At 59.6% G+C, this 17,706-nt stretch carries 17 protein-coding genes; all 17 read right to left on the bottom strand.

The window, feature by feature from the left end:
• Window positions 1-37: 37 nt before the first annotated feature.
• Complete coding sequence (gene glmS, locus ACFY68_RS03185) at window positions 38-1,873, bottom strand: glutamine--fructose-6-phosphate transaminase (isomerizing) (protein ID WP_387523211.1); 1,836 nt, start codon at window positions 1,871-1,873, stop codon at window positions 38-40.
• 2 nt (window positions 1,874-1,875) lie between these two features.
• Window positions 1,876-2,652: a DeoR/GlpR family DNA-binding transcription regulator gene (locus tag ACFY68_RS03180; RefSeq protein WP_387523209.1), complete on the bottom strand. Its 777-nt coding sequence runs from the start codon at window positions 2,650-2,652 to the stop codon at window positions 1,876-1,878.
• Between the two features lie 159 nt (window positions 2,653-2,811).
• Window positions 2,812-4,179 (bottom strand): bifunctional UDP-N-acetylglucosamine diphosphorylase/glucosamine-1-phosphate N-acetyltransferase GlmU, encoded by a 1,368-nt coding sequence (gene glmU, locus ACFY68_RS03175; RefSeq protein WP_387523207.1) that lies wholly within the window; start codon window positions 4,177-4,179, stop codon window positions 2,812-2,814.
• Window positions 4,180-4,302: 123 nt separating this feature from the next.
• Complete coding sequence (locus ACFY68_RS03170; RefSeq protein WP_016489909.1) at window positions 4,303-4,722, bottom strand: F0F1 ATP synthase subunit epsilon; 420 nt, start codon at window positions 4,720-4,722, stop codon at window positions 4,303-4,305.
• 43 nt (window positions 4,723-4,765) lie between these two features.
• Window positions 4,766-6,142: a F0F1 ATP synthase subunit beta gene (atpD, locus tag ACFY68_RS03165; RefSeq protein WP_016489910.1), complete on the bottom strand. Its 1,377-nt coding sequence runs from the start codon at window positions 6,140-6,142 to the stop codon at window positions 4,766-4,768.
• Window positions 6,143-6,169: 27 nt separating this feature from the next.
• Window positions 6,170-7,030, bottom strand: coding sequence for a F0F1 ATP synthase subunit gamma (gene atpG / locus ACFY68_RS03160; protein ID WP_016489911.1), 861 nt, complete (start codon window positions 7,028-7,030; stop codon window positions 6,170-6,172).
• A gap of 48 nt (window positions 7,031-7,078) precedes the next feature.
• Window positions 7,079-8,623, bottom strand: coding sequence for a F0F1 ATP synthase subunit alpha (atpA, locus tag ACFY68_RS03155; protein ID WP_021785310.1), 1,545 nt, complete (start codon window positions 8,621-8,623; stop codon window positions 7,079-7,081).
• Window positions 8,624-8,644: 21 nt separating this feature from the next.
• On the bottom strand, window positions 8,645-9,181 hold the full coding sequence (locus ACFY68_RS03150; protein ID WP_003253191.1) for a F0F1 ATP synthase subunit delta: 537 nt from the start codon (window positions 9,179-9,181) through the stop codon (window positions 8,645-8,647).
• A 12-nt stretch (window positions 9,182-9,193) separates the two neighbouring features.
• Entirely contained in the window at window positions 9,194-9,664 is a 471-nt protein-coding gene (locus tag ACFY68_RS03145) for a F0F1 ATP synthase subunit B (RefSeq protein ID WP_172225118.1), read from the bottom strand.
• 56 nt (window positions 9,665-9,720) lie between these two features.
• Window positions 9,721-9,978: a F0F1 ATP synthase subunit C gene (gene atpE / locus ACFY68_RS03140; protein WP_003097235.1), complete on the bottom strand. Its 258-nt coding sequence runs from the start codon at window positions 9,976-9,978 to the stop codon at window positions 9,721-9,723.
• Between the two features lie 143 nt (window positions 9,979-10,121).
• Window positions 10,122-10,991 carry a F0F1 ATP synthase subunit A gene (gene atpB / locus ACFY68_RS03135; protein ID WP_016489912.1) on the bottom strand — a complete coding sequence of 290 codons (870 nt, stop codon included), beginning with the start codon at window positions 10,989-10,991 and terminating at the stop codon, window positions 10,122-10,124.
• Window positions 10,992-11,007: 16 nt separating this feature from the next.
• Window positions 11,008-11,415: a F0F1 ATP synthase subunit I gene (locus tag ACFY68_RS03130; protein ID WP_012316950.1), complete on the bottom strand. Its 408-nt coding sequence runs from the start codon at window positions 11,413-11,415 to the stop codon at window positions 11,008-11,010.
• A gap of 149 nt (window positions 11,416-11,564) precedes the next feature.
• Window positions 11,565-12,437 carry a ParB/RepB/Spo0J family partition protein gene (locus tag ACFY68_RS03125; RefSeq protein ID WP_346612728.1) on the bottom strand — a complete coding sequence of 291 codons (873 nt, stop codon included), beginning with the start codon at window positions 12,435-12,437 and terminating at the stop codon, window positions 11,565-11,567.
• A 9-nt stretch (window positions 12,438-12,446) separates the two neighbouring features.
• Entirely contained in the window at window positions 12,447-13,238 is a 792-nt protein-coding gene (locus tag ACFY68_RS03120) for a ParA family protein (protein WP_016394317.1), read from the bottom strand.
• Window positions 13,239-13,256: 18 nt separating this feature from the next.
• Window positions 13,257-13,907 (bottom strand): 16S rRNA (guanine(527)-N(7))-methyltransferase RsmG, encoded by a 651-nt coding sequence (gene rsmG / locus ACFY68_RS03115; protein ID WP_387523201.1) that lies wholly within the window; start codon window positions 13,905-13,907, stop codon window positions 13,257-13,259.
• The gene (gene mnmG, locus ACFY68_RS03110) at window positions 13,904-15,796 is read right to left on the bottom strand and encodes a tRNA uridine-5-carboxymethylaminomethyl(34) synthesis enzyme MnmG (RefSeq protein WP_346612730.1); all 1,893 of its coding nucleotides are present in this window, start codon (window positions 15,794-15,796) and stop codon (window positions 13,904-13,906) included. Before mnmG ends, rsmG begins: the two co-directional genes overlap by 4 nt.
• 514 nt (window positions 15,797-16,310) lie before the next feature.
• On the bottom strand, window positions 16,311-17,681 hold the full coding sequence (gene mnmE, locus ACFY68_RS03105) for a tRNA uridine-5-carboxymethylaminomethyl(34) synthesis GTPase MnmE (protein WP_387523199.1): 1,371 nt from the start codon (window positions 17,679-17,681) through the stop codon (window positions 16,311-16,313).
• Window positions 17,682-17,706: the final 25 nt, after the last annotated feature.

Here is a 17,706-nt window from a genome sequence, read left to right as displayed (position 1 = left end):
GGGTTTTGTTCTACTACCAGCTATCAATTACCGTGGGTTATTCCACAGTCACCGACTTCGCCAGGTTACGTGGCTGATCCACATCAGTGCCCTTGAGCACCGCCACGTAGTAAGACAGCAGCTGCAGCGGGATGGTGTACAGGATCGGCGCCAACGCGTCAGCGATGTGCGGCACCTTGATCACGTGGGTGCCTTCGCCGTTGCTCATGCCGGCGTGCTCGTCGGCAAACACCACCAGCTCACCGCCACGGGCGCGAACTTCCTGCAGGTTCGATTTGAGCTTTTCCAGCAGTTCGTTGTTCGGCGCTACGGTCACCACCGGCATGTCGTTATCCACAAGCGCCAATGGGCCATGTTTGAGCTCACCCGCTGGGTAGGCTTCAGCGTGGATGTAGGAAATCTCTTTGAGCTTGAGCGCACCTTCCATCGCTACTGGGTACTGCGCGCCACGGCCCAGGAACAGGGTGTGGTGCTTGTCGGCGAACAGCTCGGCAACCTTCTCGACGGTGCGGTCCATGGCCAGCGCCTCACCCAGGCGCGCCGGCAGGCGACGCAGCTCTTCGACCAGTTCTGCTTCCACACCGGCCTCCAGCGTGCCGCGCACCTGGCCCAGCGCCAGGGTCAGCAGCATCAGGGATACCAACTGTGTGGTGAACGCCTTGGTCGAGGCCACGCCGATTTCCGGGCCGGCCAGGGTCAGCAGGGTCAGGTCGGATTCGCGCACCAGCGAGCTGATACCCACGTTGCAGATCGCCAGGCTACCCAGGAAGCCCAGTTCCTTGGCATTGCGCAGGGCGGCCAGGGTGTCGGCAGTCTCGCCGGATTGGGAGATAGAAACGAACAGGGTGTCAGGCTGCACCACCACTTTGCGATAACGGAACTCGCTGGCCACTTCGACCTGGCAAGGGATGCCTGCCAGGCTTTCCAGCCAGTAACGGGCAACCATGCCGGCGTGGTAGCTGGTACCGCAAGCCACGATCTGCACGTTGCGCACTTTGCCGAACAGCTCGGCAGCCTGCGGGCCAAAGGCCTGCACCAGTACATGGTCCTTGCCCAGGCGGCCTTCCAGGGTGCGCTGCACCACGGACGGCTGCTCATGGATTTCTTTGAGCATGAAGTGGCGATATTCGCCCTTGTCAGCCGCTTCGGCACCTTCGTGATACTGCACGGTTTCGCGCTGGACTGGGTTGCCTGCCTGATCCCAGATCTTCACCTGATCACGGCGGATCTCGGCGATATCGCCCTCCTCCAGGTACATGAAGCGGTCGGTAACCTGGCGCAGCGCCAACTGGTCGGATGCCAGGAAGTTCTCGCCGAGGCCAAGGCCAATCACCAGCGGGCTACCACTGCGAGCGGCCACCAGGCGGTCAGGCTGCTTCACGCTGATCAGCGCCAGGCCATAGGCACCGTGCAGGCGCTTGACTGCGGCCTTGAGCGCGTCAGCCAAGTCGGGAATGGTCTTGAGGGTGTGGTGGATCAGGTGGACGATGACCTCGGTGTCGGTCTGGGAGGCGAACACATAACCCAGGCCCTTGAGTTCTTCACGCAGCTCTTCGTGGTTTTCGATAATGCCGTTGTGCACTACCGCCACTTCGTTACCCGAGAAATGGGGGTGGGCATTGCCTTCGGTAGGCGCGCCGTGTGTAGCCCAGCGGGTGTGAGCAATGCCCAGCTGGCCGATCAACGGCTCGGCTGCATTGGCAGCGTCCAGTTCGGCGACCTTGCCGATGCGGCGGCGGCGCTGCAGTTCACCCTCTTGGGTATATACGGCCAGGCCAGCACTGTCGTACCCGCGGTACTCGAGGCGCTTAAGGCCTTCGATGAGGATGGCGGTGATGTTTCGTTCAGCTACGGCACCAACGATTCCACACATGTTTATTGCTCCTGGCTGATCGCGGCGCAGATCAGGTTGATGCCGCGGGCTTGAATCTGTTCGCGCGCTGCTGCGGGCAGGCGCTCGTCTGTAATAAGGGTGCTGACACTGCCCCAGGGCAGCTCAAGGTTGGGGATCTTGCGCCCGACCTTGTCAGACTCGACCATCACGATTACTTCGCGGGCCACCTCGGCCATGACTCGGCTTAGGCCCAGCAGTTCATTGAAGGTGGTGGTGCCGCGGTTCAGGTCTATGCCGTCAGCGCCGATGAACAGCTGATCGAAATCGTACGAGCGCAGTACCTGCTCGGCGACCTGGCCCTGAAACGACTCGGAGTGCGGGTCCCACGTACCGCCCGTCATCAACAGCACCGGCTCGTGCTCAAGTTCGCTGATGGCACGGGCCACGTTTAACGAATTGGTCATCACAACCAGGCCGGGCTGGCGGCCGAGTTCGGGAATCATGGCGGCAGTGGTGCTTCCGCTGTCGATGATGATGCGCGCGTGTTCGCGAATACGGCCCACGGCGGCGCGGGCGATGGCCTTCTTGTAGGCGGAGACCGGCAGTGCGGTTTCGCCAAGCATTTCTTGCGGAACCGGCACCGCGCCGCCGTAGCGACGCAATAACAGTCCGTTGGCCTCAAGGGCGGCAAGGTCCTTACGAATGGTCACTTCCGACGTCTCGAAGCGCTTGGCCAGCGCATCGACACTGACCTCGCCCTGCTCGCTGAGCATGGCCAGGATGTTGTGTCGGCGCTGGGGGGTGTTTCGTTTCGACATGGGTGTTTAAGTTTCGATTCGAAAGATAATGATTGCAATCAAAACCTAATATGCGCGATTCGTCAAGCGCCGCTGGCCCGTGCAGGAGCCGCAACACGCTCACAAAAAAAGCCGACTTATCCACATAAGTCGGCTTTCGATCGAAAGAGCTGTGGGTAATCAGCTCTTCTTGATCTTCTCCGGCCGCTTCCAGCCATCGATATTGCGCTGACGCGCCCGCGCCACAGCCAGCTGCCCAGGTTCGACCGCCTGAGTGATGGTGGAACCCGCAGCAGTGGTAGCACCGGCCTTGATATCCACAGGCGCCACCAGCGAGTTGTTTGAGCCGATGAACACGTCCTCGCCCATGACTGTCTTGAACTTGTTAGCCCCATCGTAGTTGCAGGTGATGGTGCCAGCACCGATGTTGGTGCGTGCGCCGATTTCGGCATCGCCCAGGTAGCTCAAGTGACCCGCCTTGGCGCCTTCGCCCAAGTGGGCATTTTTGAGTTCTACAAAGTTACCCACATGGGCCTTGGCGTCGAGCACGCTGCCGGGGCGCAGGCGAGCGAACGGGCCGGCATCGCTGCCCTCGCCCATCACGGCGCCTTCGATATGGCTGTTGGCCTTGACCACCACGCCCTTGCGCAAGGTGCTGTTCTTGATCACGCAGTTGGGGCCGATCTGCACGTCGTCCTCGATGACCACCTTGCCTTCGAGGATCACGTTGATGTCGATCAGCACATCACGACCAACGGTCACTTCGCCGCGTACGTCGAAACGTGCCGGATCACGCAGGGTGACACCCTGGGCCATCAGGCGGCGGCCTTCGCGCAGCTGGTAGTGACGCTCAAGTTCGGACAACTGGCGACGATCATTGGCGCCCTGAACTTCCATCGGGTCGTGCGGCTGCTCAGTGGCCACCACCAGGCCATCGGCCACCGCCATGGCGATAACGTCGGTGAGGTAGTACTCGCCCTGGGCGTTGTTGTTCGACAACCGGCCCATCCAGTCGGCCAGGCGTGCAGCGGGCAAGGCCAGAATACCGGTGTTGCCTTCTTTGATCGCCTTCTGCGCTTCGCTGGCGTCCTTGTGCTCGACGATCGCGGTAACCTTGCCGTCGGCGTCACGCACGATGCGCCCGTAGCCAGTCGGGTCTTGCAGGGTAACGGTGAGCAGGCCCAGTTGCTGTTCGCTGACTTTGGTCAGCAGGCGTTGCAGGGTTTCCACTTCAATCAGCGGCACATCCCCGTACAGCACCAGCACCGTGTCGGCTGTAATGGCCGGCAGTGCCTGCGCAACAGCGTGGCCAGTACCCAGTTGCTTGTCCTGCAGCACGAAATTCAGGTCGTCGGCCGCCAGGCGCTCACGGACCTGTTCAGCACCGTGGCCAATCACCACGTGAATACCCTGCGGCTGAAGCTGGCGGGCGCTGTGGATAACATGGCCGAGCATGGAATTGCCAGCGACCGGGTGCAGCACCTTGGGCAGCGCCGAGCGCATGCGGGTACCTTGGCCGGCGGCGAGAATAACGATATCGAGTGACATTGACTGGCTACCAATCCTGGGCGGTCAGTGAAATGACCGGGGGGGGAAATTCGGAAAAAGAAAAAGGGTAGCCGAGGCTACCCTTTTACTCAATCGCAACAGAAGTGATCAGCCGTTAGCCGATTACTTGCCTTTGCGCATTTGCTGGACGGTACGCAGCTGGGCTGCGGCCTCGGCCAGACGTGCGGCGGCGGCGCCGTAGTCGAAGTCCGCGCCTTTCAGATTCAGGGCGTTCTCGGCAGCCTTGAGGGCTTCCTGAGCCTGCGCTTCATCCAGGTCTGCAGCACGTTGCACGGTATCGGCAAGCACCTTGACCATGTTCGGCTGAACCTCGAGGAAACCACCAGAGATGTAGAACACCTCTTGAGCGCCACCCTGCTTGGTCAGCGTGATCGGACCAGGCTTGAGATTGGTGATCAGCGGCGCGTGGCCTGGAGCGATACCAAGATCACCCAGGTTACCGTGCGCAACTACCATCTCGACCAGGCCGGAGAAAATCTCTCCTTCCGCGCTGACGATATCGCAATGGACTGTCATAGCCATCTGCTTGCCTCAACCTGATAGCGCCCCTTGCGGGGCGCAGGAATTACAGTTTCTTGGCTTTCTCGATCGCTTCGTCGATGCTGCCGACCATGTAGAACGCTTGTTCTGGCAGGTGGTCGTAGTCACCTTTGAGGATGCCGCTGAAGCCAGCGATGGTGTCTTTCAGGGAAACGTACTTGCCTGGCGAACCGGTGAAGACTTCGGCCACGAAGAACGGCTGCGACAGGAAGCGCTGGATCTTACGAGCGCGGGCTACCAGTTGCTTGTCGGTCTCGGACAGTTCGTCCATACCCAGGATCGCGATGATGTCCTTCAGCTCTTTGTAGCGCTGCAGAACATACTGAACGCCACGAGCGGTGTCGTAGTGCTCGTTGCCGATCACGTTCGGGTCCAGCTGGCGCGAAGTCGAGTCCAGTGGATCGACCGCTGGGTAGATACCCAGGGAGGCGATGTCACGGGACAGAACGACGGTGGCGTCCAAGTGGGCGAAGGTGGTCGCTGGCGACGGGTCGGTCAAGTCGTCCGCAGGTACGTATACGGCCTGTACGGAGGTGATCGAACCTTCCTTGGTGGAGGTGATGCGCTCTTGCAGAACGCCCATCTCTTCAGCCAGGGTCGGCTGGTAACCTACTGCCGAAGGCATACGGCCCAGCAGTGCGGATACTTCAGTACCGGCCAGGGTGTAACGATAGATGTTGTCGACGAACAGCAGAACGTCGTTACCTTCGTCACGGAACTTCTCAGCCATGGTCAGGCCGGTCAGCGCTACACGCAGACGGTTTCCTGGTGGCTCGTTCATCTGACCGTAGACCAGCGCTACCTTGTCGAGAACGTTGGAGTCCTTCATCTCGTGGTAGAAGTCGTTACCCTCACGAGTACGCTCACCCACACCAGCGAACACGGAGTAACCGCTGTGTTCCATGGCGATGTTACGGATCAGTTCCATCATGTTTACGGTCTTGCCGACACCGGCACCACCGAACAGACCAACCTTACCACCCTTGGCGAACGGGCAAACCAGGTCGATAACCTTGATGCCGGTTTCCAGCAGGTCGTTGCCGCCTGCCTGGTCAGCGAACGAAGGCGCTGGCTGGTGGATACCGCGACGCTCTTCTTCACCGATCGGGCCGGCTTCGTCGATCGGGTTGCCCAGTACGTCCATGATACGGCCGAGGGTGGCCTTACCAACTGGAACGGAAATGGCAGCACCGGTGTCGACGACATCCAGACCGCGCTTCAGGCCTTCGGTCGAGCCCATCGCAATGGTACGAACCACGCCGTCGCCCAGCTGCTGCTGAACTTCGAGGGTGGTTTCCGCGCCTTGTACTTTCAGCGCGTTGTATACACTCGGCACGACGTCACGTGGGAATTCCACGTCGATGACGGCGCCGATGATTTGAACGATACGTCCGCTACTCATAGCTGGATCCTCTGAATATTTGAACCGTTAAACCGCGGCAGCGCCGCCGACGATTTCCGAGATCTCCTGGGTGATCGCAGCCTGACGCGCCTTGTTGTAGATCAGCTGAAGCTCTTTGATCAAATCACCGGCGTTGTCTGTGGCGTTCTTCATGGCGATCATCCGGGCCGCTTGTTCAGCAGCGTTGTTCTCGACCACCGCCTGGTATACCTGCGACTCCACGTAACGCACCATCAAGCCGTCCAGCAGCTCTTTTGCGTCGGGTTCGTACAGGTAATCCCAGTGATGCTTGAGATCCTGATCCGGGGTTGCCACCAACGGTACCAATTGCTCGACCGTCGGCTTCTGGGTCATGGTATTGATGAACTTGTTCGAAACCACGGAGAGGCGATCGATACGGCCGTCCAGGTAGGCGTCCAGCATCACTTTGACGGAGCCGATCAGATCGTTGATCGATGGCTCTTCGCCCAAGTGGCTGATCGCTGCTACGACGTTGCCGCCAAAGATGCGGAAGAAAGTCGCACCCTTGCTGCCGATCACGCACAGGTCGATTTCCACGCCCTGTTCGCGGTTTGCGTTCATGTCCTTGACCAGGGCCTTGAACAGGTTGGTGTTCAAGCCACCGCACAGACCACGGTCACTGCTCACCACGATATAACCGGTGCGCTTTACAGGGCGCTCGATCATGAAGGGGTGGCGGTATTCCGGGTTGGCGTTGGCCAGATGACCGATCACCTGGCGGATACGCTCCGCGTAAGGACGGCTAGCAGCCATGCGCATTTGTGCCTTGCGCATCTTGCTGACCGCCACTTTCTCCATGGCGCTGGTAATTTTTTGCGTGCTTTTGATGCTCGCAATCTTACTGCGAATCTCTTTTGCGCCTGCCATGTATCACCTATCAGGTTAGCAAGCGGGGGCCTGGGCCCCCGCTGCGGCTTACCAGGTCTGGGTGGCCTTGAACTTCTCGATGCCGGCTTTCAGGCCTGCGTCGATTTCGTCGTTGAAGTCACCCTTCACGTTGATCTTCGCCATCAGTTCAGCGTGATCACGGTTGAAGAAGGCGATCAGTGCTTGCTCGAAGCTGCCGATCTTGGAGACTTCTACGTCAGTCAGGAAGCCACGCTCAGCGGCGTACAGCGACAGAGCCATGTCCGCGATGGACATCGGCGCGTACTGCTTCTGCTTCATCAGCTCGGTAACGCGCTGACCATGCTCCAGCTGCTTGCGGGTCGCTTCGTCCAGATCGGAAGCGAACTGGGCGAATGCAGCCAGCTCACGGTACTGAGCCAGAGCGGTACGAATACCACCGGACAGCTTCTTGATGATCTTGGTCTGAGCGGCACCACCTACGCGGGATACCGAAACACCGGCGTTCACTGCAGGGCGGATGCCCGAGTTGAACATGGCCGATTCCAGGAAGATCTGACCGTCGGTGATCGAGATCACGTTGGTCGGAACGAACGCGGAAACGTCGCCAGCTTGGGTTTCGATGATCGGCAGAGCGGTCAGGGAACCGGTTTTGCCAGTTACAGCACCGTTGGTGAACTTCTCGACGTACTCTTCCGAAACGCGCGATGCACGCTCCAGCAGACGGGAGTGGAGATAGAACACGTCGCCTGGGTACGCTTCACGTCCTGGTGGACGGCGCAGCAGCAGGGAGATCTGACGGTAAGCAACGGCCTGCTTGGACAGGTCATCGTAAACGATCAGTGCGTCTTCACCGCGGTCGCGGAAGAACTCGCCCATGGTGCAACCGGCGTATGGCGCCAGGAATTGCAGTGCGGCGGATTCCGAAGCACTGGCAACCACCACGATGGTGTTGGCCAGGGCGCCGTTTTCTTCCAGCTTGCGAACGATGTTGGCAACGGTGGAACGCTTCTGGCCGACAGCTACATAAACACAGAAAATACCGGAGTCTTTCTGGTTGATGATGGCGTCGATGGCCATGGCGGTCTTGCCGATCTGACGGTCACCGATGATCAGCTCACGCTGACCACGGCCGACAGGGATCATGGCGTCGACGGATTTGTAGCCAGTCTGTACAGGCTGGTCTACCGACTTACGCCAGATCACGCCTGGAGCAACTTTCTCGACCGCATCGGTCTCGGTGTTGCCCAGCGGGCCTTTGCCGTCGATTGGGTTACCCAGCGCGTCGACGACGCGACCCAGCAGTTCCTTACCAACCGGAACTTCCAGGATGCGGCCGGTGCACTTGGCGCTCATGCCTTCGGCGAGGGTGTCATAGGCACCCAGGATCACTGCACCTACGGAGTCTTGCTCCAGGTTCAGGGCCATGCCGTAGACGCCGCCCGGGAACTCGATCATTTCGCCGTACATGACGTCGGCCAGACCGTGGATCCGCACGATACCGTCGGAAACCGAAACGACGGTACCTTCGTTACGGGCTTGAGAGCTCACATCGAGGTTGTCGATGCGGCCCTTGATGATTTCACTAATTTCGGAAGGATTGAGTTGCTGCATTGCTCTGCTGCCCCTTCAAACTCAAGATTTCAATGCTTCGGCCAGTTTCGCGATCTTGCCGCGAACAGAGCCATCGATTACCAGGTCACCAGCGCGGATGACGACGCCGCCAATCAGGCTGGCATCCTCCGACGCGTGCAGGCGCACTTCCTGGCCTAACCGTGCACTGAGAACCTTGGCGAGTTTGTCTTGCTGTTCTTGGTTCAACGCGAAGGCACTGGTGACTTCCACGTCCACGGATTTCTCTTGCTCGGCCTTGTACAGGTCGAACAGAGCGGCAATCTCCGGCAGAAGCAGGAGACGGTCGTTTTCCGCGGCAACATGAATGAAATTCTGTGCCTGTGCATTGAACTTGTCACCGCACACGTCAATGAACGTGGCGGCCTTTTCTGCGCTCGTCAGTCGCGGGGCCTTGAGCAGGCGCTGCATGGTGTCGTCTTGCGACACCGCAGCAGCCAGGCCGAGCATGGCTGACCAATTGGCCAGTTGCTGATGGGCCTGGGCATGCTCAAAGGCAGCCTTAGCGTAAGGTCGGGCCAACGTGGTCAGTTCTGCCATGATCGCCCTCGCTTAAATTTCAGCGGCCAGTTTGTTAACCAGCTCCGCATGCGCGTTTTGATCGATTGTGGCGCCAAGGATCTTTTCAGCACCGCCGACAGCCAGAGCACCCACTTGGGCACGCAGGGCGTCTTTAGCACCGTTCAGTTCCTGTTCGATCTCGGCCAGAGCCTGAGCCTTCACACGGTCAGCTTCGACGCGGGCCTGTTCACGGGCTTCCTCGACAAGCTGAGCAGCGCGTTTCTTGCTTTGCTCAATGATTTCGGCTGCCTGTGCTTTAGCTTCACGCAGTTGCTGACCCGCTTTTTCTTGGGCCAGCTCCAGGTCGCGAGCTGCGCGGTTGGCAGCGTCCAAGCCGTCGGCAATCTTCTTTTGGCGCTCTTGCAGAGCAGTGATGACCGGAGGCCATACGTACTTCATGCAGAAGAGTACAAAAATCAGAAAAGCAACGGATTGGCCAATCAGGGTTGCATTAATGTTCACGCCAACACCTCGCTCGGTCTTAATTCATACAGCCATCAACTCGTGAATACGAGTGATTAGCCGGCGATCTGACCAACGAACGGATTCGCGAAGGTGAAGAACAGAGCGATACCAACACCGATCATGGTTACGGCGTCGAGCAGACCGGCAACGATGAACATTTTGACCTGCAGCATCGGAACCATCTCAGGCTGACGAGCAGCACCTTCCAGGAATTTGCCGCCCAGCAGGCCGAAACCAATGGCGGTACCCAGAGCACCCAGGCCGATCAGCAGAGCAACAGCGATAGCGGTCAGACCAACTACAGTTTCCATCTTTCCTCCCGACTTTTACGTCGTATTGGTTAGGTTTTTAGTTTGAAGCGGTAAAACAAATCGTTTGGAACAGCTGCCCTTGCGGACTTTTTAAGCCCTCCCCCCAAACGAGCGGGGAAGGCTATCAGACACGCCAGGCGGTCTTAATGGTTATCTTCGTGAGCCATCGACAGGTAGACGATGGTAAGCATCATGAAGATGAAAGCTTGCAGGGTGATGATCAGGATGTGGAACACAGCCCACGCCCACTGCAGCACCACACCCAGGCCGCTCAGCCACAGCAGGCCGGAGCCGAACATCACGGCGATCAGGATGAACACCAGCTCGCCGGCGTACATGTTGCCGAACAGACGCAGTGCCAGCGAGATCGGCTTGGCGATCAGGGTGACGAATTCCAGCAGGAAGTTCACCGGGATCAGCAGGATCTGCACAAAGATGTTCTTGCTGCCGAACGGGTGCAGGGTCAGCTCACCGATGAAGCCGCCCAGGCCCTTGACCTTGATGCTGTAGAAGATGATCAGGGCGAATACGCTGAAGGCCATTGCCAGCGTCGCGTTCGGGTCGGTGGTCGACACGGCGCGGAACGGAATGTGCGGGTCACCGGAGATCAGGATGGCCAGCTGAGGAATCCAGTCGACCGGTACCAGGTCGACGGCGTTCATCAGGAATACCCAGACGAAGATGGTCAGCGCCAGCGGTGCAATCACCGGGCTGCGGCCGTGGAAGGAGTCCTTCACGCTGCCGTTGACGAAATCGACCATCACCTCGACGAAGTTCTGCAGACCGCCAGGTTGGCCGGAGGTCGCCTTCTTCGCCGCCATGCGGAAGATGAACAGGAAGATCAGACCCAGCGCGACGGACCAACCCAGGGTGTCCAGGTGGAACGCCCAGAAGCCCATTGCCTTGGCTTCTGCAGCCGAATGGGCGAAGCCCCAGCTGCCGTCTGGTAGTTGACCGTAGGTCAGGTTCTGCAAGTGGTGCTGGATATAGCCCGAAGCGGTTTCTGCTGCCATGGTTGCCTCAAACGCCCTAAGGTCTCGAAAGTCTTTTATTCATCAGCAGGGGCGCAAACCAGCTGACCAAAAGGGTCAACACGAAGACGCCGAATACTGCTAACGGCGCCAGTGGCTTCACTCCTGCGAAGGTCAGTGCGAACAGCACTGCCGTCAAAATCATCTTGCCAGCCTCGCCTGCGTAAAACGACTTGACGATGGCTTGTGCCGCCCGGGCTCCGCTAAAGCGAAAAGCCTTCCAGGCGAAATACATGTTGGGTAGCCAGGCAATCAAACCTCCGCAGAGACCTGAATATCCACTGACCGCCCCTTTCCACTGCCACAACACCAACGTTGCCAGCAGCAGTACGACAAATTGAGCCAACAGTACCGGAAAAACCGCCCAGCGATGGAAAGGCAGGCGGTTTGGCGTGCGGATTTCCATCACAACTGCTCCTCGGAAGTCGACCAACAAGTCAGTATCGACTTGGCATAATTTGTGCCGACAAAATGCGCGCAGAGTATAGGGGTGGATTAACCCCTATTCAACTCTTCGGTAGTGATTTCCGACTGCGCGCTACAACGGGAATTGTTTCAGCGGATGTGAGCAAGGACGCCCTGCAACTCGTCAAGCGAATTATATCGAATAACCAACTGGCCTTTTCCCTTGTTCCCATGACGTATCTGCACGGGGGAGCCCAGGCGCTCTGCGAGCCGCTGTTCAAGGCGCTCGATATCCGGATCAGGTTTGCTCGGTTCTACCGGATCAGGTTTGCCGCTGAGCCACTGGCGCACCAGTGCCTCGGTTTGGCGCACGGTGAGGCCGCGTGCGACAACATGACGCGCCCCCTCTTCCTGCCGATCTTCTTCCAGGCCGAGCAAAGCACGGGCGTGGCCCATTTCCAGATCGCCGTGGGCGAGCATCGTCTTGATCGCTTCAGGCAGCGAAATCAGGCGCAGCAAGTTGGCCACGGTAACCCGCGACTTGCCGACGGCATCGGCTACCTGCTGCTGGGTCAACTCGAACTCCTGCTGCAGGCGCTGCAGTGCCAGGGCCTCTTCCAGCGGGTTGAGGTCCTCGCGCTGGATGTTCTCGATCAGGGCCATGGCGATAGCGGCTTCGTCCGGCACTTCACGGACCATTGCCGGAATGGTGTCCAGCCCGGCCTGCTGCGTGGCGCGCCAGCGGCGCTCACCGGCAATGATCTCGAAGCGGTTGCCATCGACCGGGCGCACCACGATCGGCTGCATCACGCCATGGGTGCGGATCGAGTGCGCCAGCTCTTCCAGCGCTTGCGGATCCATGTCCCGGCGCGGCTGGTATTTGCCACGCTGGATCAGCTCGACCGGCAGGTGTTGCAGTTCTTTCTGGTCGATCTTCACAGCCTGCTCTTCGAGCGCGCTGACGGACGGACCACTGAGCAGTGCATCCAACCCACGTCCGAGACCCCGTTTCTTAACGGCCATGCGGATTCCTTAAGTTGTCTGTGCAGTGCGTGATTGACGGCGTTGACGGCGAACCAGTTCCCCGGCCAGGGCCAGGTAGGCCAATGCGCCACGCGATTGCTTGTCGTACGCCAGCGCCGGCATGCCGAAGCTCGGTGCCTCGGCCAGGCGGATGTTGCGCGGAATGACGGTGTCGTACAGCTGCTCGCCGAAGTGTTCCTTGAGCTGCGCCGAAACATCGTTGTTCAGGCTCAGCCGCGGGTCGTACATGGTCCGCAACAAGCCTTCGATCTTCAGCTGAGGATTCAGACGAGCGGCAATGCGCTTGATGTTATCCACAAGGTCGCTGAGACCTTCCAGTGCGTAGTACTCGCACTGCATTGGGATAATCACCCCATCCGAAGCGACCAGCGCGTTGAGCGTCAGCATCGACAGCGACGGTGGGCAATCGATGAGGATGTAGTCGTAGTTCTCGCGGATCGGCGCCAGGGCATTGCGCAGGCGGCTCTCCTTGACCTGCATTTCCAGCAGCACCACTTCCGCGGCAGTCAGGTCGCGGTTAGCCGGCAACAACTGGAAGCCGCCGTGCTCGGAGTAGTGCATGGCCTGGGCAAGGTCGCATTCCCCGATCAGCAGGTCGTAGACCGAGTGCTCGAGTTCATGTTTGTCCACGCCGCTGCCCATGGTGGCGTTGCCCTGCGGATCGAGGTCGATCAGCAGCACACGACGTTTGGTCGCGGCCAGCGATGCAGCGAGATTGATACAGGTGGTGGTTTTACCCACACCACCTTTCTGGTTCGCGATTGCGAATACCTTAGCCATTGTTGCGTGTGTTCCCAGTCATGCCTTGCGGCGCAGTATCAGCAGATGGCGCTGGCCCTGGCAACCTGGAACGGTCAGGGCCTGCTCGCTTTCCACTGTGAAGTCTGCGGGCAATGCTACCAGTTCATCGGCAGGATGCAGCCCCTTCATTGCAAGCCATTGCGTCCCGGTGTCGCCCAAGTGGCGGGTCCAGTTGGTGAAGTTCTCCATGCTGCTGAAGGCGCGGGAGATGATGCCGCTGAACGGCTGTGGCGGCTGGAAGGCCTCGACCCTGCTGTGGATAACTGTGAGGTTGTCGAGCTTCAACTCCATTTTCACCTGGGTGAGGAAACGGGTTTTCTTGCCATTGGCATCCAGCACGGTGACGCGTTTGTGCGGGTGCAGGATAGCCAAGGGAATACCCGGCATGCCACCACCGCTGCCGACATCCAGCCAGCTGTCGCGCTCGTTGTGGATAAATTCCATGACGCTGAGGCTGTCGAGCAGATGGCGCGAAACCATCTCGTCCGGGTCGCGCACCGCGGTCAGGTTGTACGCTTTGTTCCACTTGATCAACAAGGCCAGGTAGCCAAGCAGACGTTCATGTTGTTCGGCGCTCAGCTCGACACCGAGCTGGCGCGCGCCTGTGGACAACTCTTCAGCGTGTTGCAGGGTGACCAGGGAACTCAAGCGCTTTGCTCCAATTCGCGGCCAGCGCCGCGTTTTTTCAGATGAATCAGCAACAGGGAAATCGCCGCAGGCGTGACGCCTGGGATACGCGAAGCCTGGCCCAGGGTTTCCGGGCGAGTCTGGCCGAGCTTGCCCTGAATCTCCTTGGACAGGCCGGAAATCGTGGTGTAGTCGATATCCACAGGCAGGCGGGTGTCTTCGCTGGCCCGCAGGCGCGCGATCTCATCCTGCTGGCGGTCGATGTAACCGGCGTACTTGGTCTTGATCTCGACCTGTTCGGCAACCTGTGGATCGATCACCTCACCGCCGGTGGCTTCGATCAGCCCGGCGTAGTCGATTTCCGGGCGCGCCAGCAGGTTGAGCAGGCTGTATTCGTGGCTCAGTGGGGTACCGAACTTATCCACAACGGCCTGGCCTTGCGGTGTGTTCGGGCGGACCCAGGTCGACTTCAAGCGTTGTTCTTCGCGCTCGATGCCGTCGCGCTTGGCGCAGAACGCCGCCCAGCGCTCGTCGTCAATCAGGCCAAGCTCACGGCCTTTCTCGGTCAGGCGCAGGTCGGCGTTGTCTTCACGCAGGATCAGCCGGTATTCGGCACGCGACGTGAACATGCGGTACGGCTCCTGGGTACCCAGGGTGATCAGGTCGTCGACCAGTACCCCGATGTACGCCTCGTCACGGCGCGGGCACCAGCTTTCGCGGCCCTGTGCGCGTAACGCGGCGTTGGTCCCGGCCAACAGGCCCTGGGCGCCGGCTTCTTCGTAACCGGTTGTGCCGTTGATCTGGCCCGCAAAGAACAGGCCGCCGATGACTTTGGTCTCGAGGCTGTACTTGAGGTCACGCGGGTCGAAGTAGTCGTACTCGATCGCATAGCCCGGGCGGACGATGTGGGCGTTTTCCATGCCACGGATCGAGCGAACCAGTTGCAGCTGCACGTCGAACGGCAACGAAGTTGAAATCCCGTTGGGGTAAAGCTCGTGGGTGGTCAGGCCTTCCGGCTCGATGAACACCTGGTGGCTTTCCTTGTCGGCAAAGCGATGGATCTTGTCTTCGATCGACGGGCAGTAACGTGGGCCGACGCCTTCGATTACACCGGAATACATCGGCGAACGGTCGAGGTTCGAGGCGATGATTTCGTGGGTGCGCGCGTTGGTGTGGGTGATCCAGCAGCTGACTTGGCGCGGGTGCATCGCCGCGTTGCCCATGAACGACATGACCGGGATCGGCGTGTCGCCCGGTTGCTCGGTCATGACCGAAAAGTCCACCGAACGCCCATCGATACGCGGTGGGGTGCCGGTTTTCAGGCGGCCGACGCGCAGCGGCAGTTCACGCATGCGGTGCGCCAGGGCAATCGAAGGTGGATCGCCGGCACGGCCACCGGAATGGTTCTGCAGGCCAATGTGGATAAGGCCGCCGAGGAAAGTGCCGGTAGTCAGTACGACGGAGTCGGCGAAAAAGCGCAGGCCCATCTGCGTGACCACGCCTTTGACCTGGTCCTGCTCGACGATCAGGTCGTCACAGGACTGCTGGAATATCCACAGGTTGGGCTGGTTTTCCAGAATCTCGCGTACCACAGCCTTGTAGATGGCGCGGTCTGCCTGTGCACGGGTGGCGCGCACGGCCGGCCCCTTGCGGTTGTTCAGGACGCGGAACTGGATGCCGCTCTTGTCGGTGGCCAGTGCCATTGCACCGCCGAGCGCATCGATCTCTTTGACCAGATGGCTTTTGCCAATGCCACCGATGGCGGGGTTGCAGCTCATGTGACCGAGGGTTTCCACGTTATGGGTCAGCAGCAGGGTTTTTACACCCATGCGTGCAGACGCAAGCGCAGCCTCGGTACCGGCATGGCCGCCGCCGATGACGATCACTTCAAAACGGGAAGGGAAATCCACCACGCACCTCGTGCCTGTTTTTGCGAATAGAGAAGGTAAGCGGACAAGTATAGGGACTTCACCCCCTCTAAAGAAACCTTATGGGCAAATTTTGACCAGGCTGTGGATGAGTGGCAGACAACAGAAATCACAGAGAAGAAATTTAAAAAGCTTTGTTTTTATGTTTATTCTTATGCAGGCCTTGTTCTGTGGATAAGGTTCTGTAGCCCAATATACTCGCTGTGTACAGCAAAATTAAACCCTGTGCCTGGAGTGCCCTGAGGGCTCTGGATAAGCCGATTTAGCCTGTGGATGAAATGCCTATTTACCCACAAGCGGTTTTGTCCTCAAAAAAAAAGCATGGTTATCAACTGAGCCTATGGTGAGTTTTCCACAGGGCTCCTGAGCGTCGATTTACGGTTGTCGCTGGCAATTTTCTTGCCCAGGTACGCTTCAAGCCTCTGTATTTCCCAAATTTCAGGCAAAAAAAAGCCGCTCCATAGGGAGCGGCTGTGGATGGTTTGGCGAAAAAAATCTATTTACCGATGCAGAAACTGGAGAAGATCCGCCCTAGCAGGTCATCGGAACTGAACGCCCCAGTGATCTCGGCAAGGGCTTGTTGTGCCTGACGCAGGTCCTCGGCCAGCAGCTCTCCAGCACCGGCCAGCGTCAATTGCGCACGGCCGTGTTCCAGGTGGGTGCTGGCCTGTTGCAGGGCATCCAGGTGCCTGCGACGGGCGCTGAAGCCGCTCTCGGCGGTCTGTTCATAGCCCATGCACGCCTTCAGGTGATCGCGCAGCAACTGCAGCCCCTGGTCGTCGCCCTTGGCGCTCAAAGTGATCGTCACGTGGCCGTCGTCGCACTGCTCAAGCCCCACCTGCTCGCCACTGAGATCAGCCTTGTTACGTATCAGCGTGACCTTGCCCGGCTCGGGCCGCTGGTCCAGAAACTCAGGCCACAGGGCAAACGGGTTGCTGGCTTCCGGCGCGGTGGAGTCAACCACCAACAACACCCGATCGGCCTCTCCAATGGCCTTGAGCGCGCGTTCTACACCAATCTTTTCCACATGGTCGTCGGTGTCGCGCAAGCCCGCTGTATCGACCACATGCAGCGGCATGCCGTCGATGTGGATATGTTCACGCAGAATGTCCCGAGTGGTGCCGGCGATGTCGGTGACGATAGCCGCCTCACGCCCGGCGAGGGTGTTCAGCAAGCTCGACTTGCCAGCATTGGGCCTGCCGGCAATCACGACTGTCATGCCGTCGCGCAGCAATGCACCCTGCCCGGCTTCACGCTGCACTGTGGACAACTCGGCGCGCACGGTATCGAGCATCGACAGGACATGGCCATCGGCGAGGAAGTCGATTTCTTCCTCAGGGAAGTCGATGGCCGCCTCGACGTAGATACGTAACGCGATCAGCGCTTCGGTAAGGCTGTGCACACGTTTGGAAAATTCGCCCTGGAGCGAGCGCAGGGCATTGCGCGCCGCCTGGCTGGAGCTGGCCTCGATCAGGTCGGCGATGGCTTCGGCCTGGGCCAAGTCGAGCTTGTCGTTGAGGAATGCCCGCTCGCTGAACTCGCCGGGGCGCGCCAGCCGGCAGCCGACCTGTACGCAACGCTGCAGTAGCATGTCCAGTACCACCGGGCCGCCGTGCCCTTGCAACTCGAGCACGTCTTCGCCGGTGAACGAGTTCGGCCCAGGGAAGAACAGCGCAATGCCCTCATCCAGCACCAGCCCTTCCTGGTCGCGGAACGGGCCGTAATGGGCGTGGCGCGGCGTCAGCGTGCGGCCGGTAATGAGCTGGCCAGCCTGGGCCGCCAGTGGCCCGGACAGCCTGACGATGCCCACGCCTCCGCGGCCTTGGGCAGTAGCGATGGCAGCGATGGTTTCACGCACAGTGTTCATGCTCGAAAGCCTCTACGACAAAAAC

Origin of the sequence: Pseudomonas sp. NPDC012596 (assembly GCF_042902325.1) — a bacterium.
GTDB lineage: Bacteria > Pseudomonadota > Gammaproteobacteria > Pseudomonadales > Pseudomonadaceae > Aquipseudomonas.
This window is presented reverse-complemented; position numbering and strand designations above follow the sequence as displayed.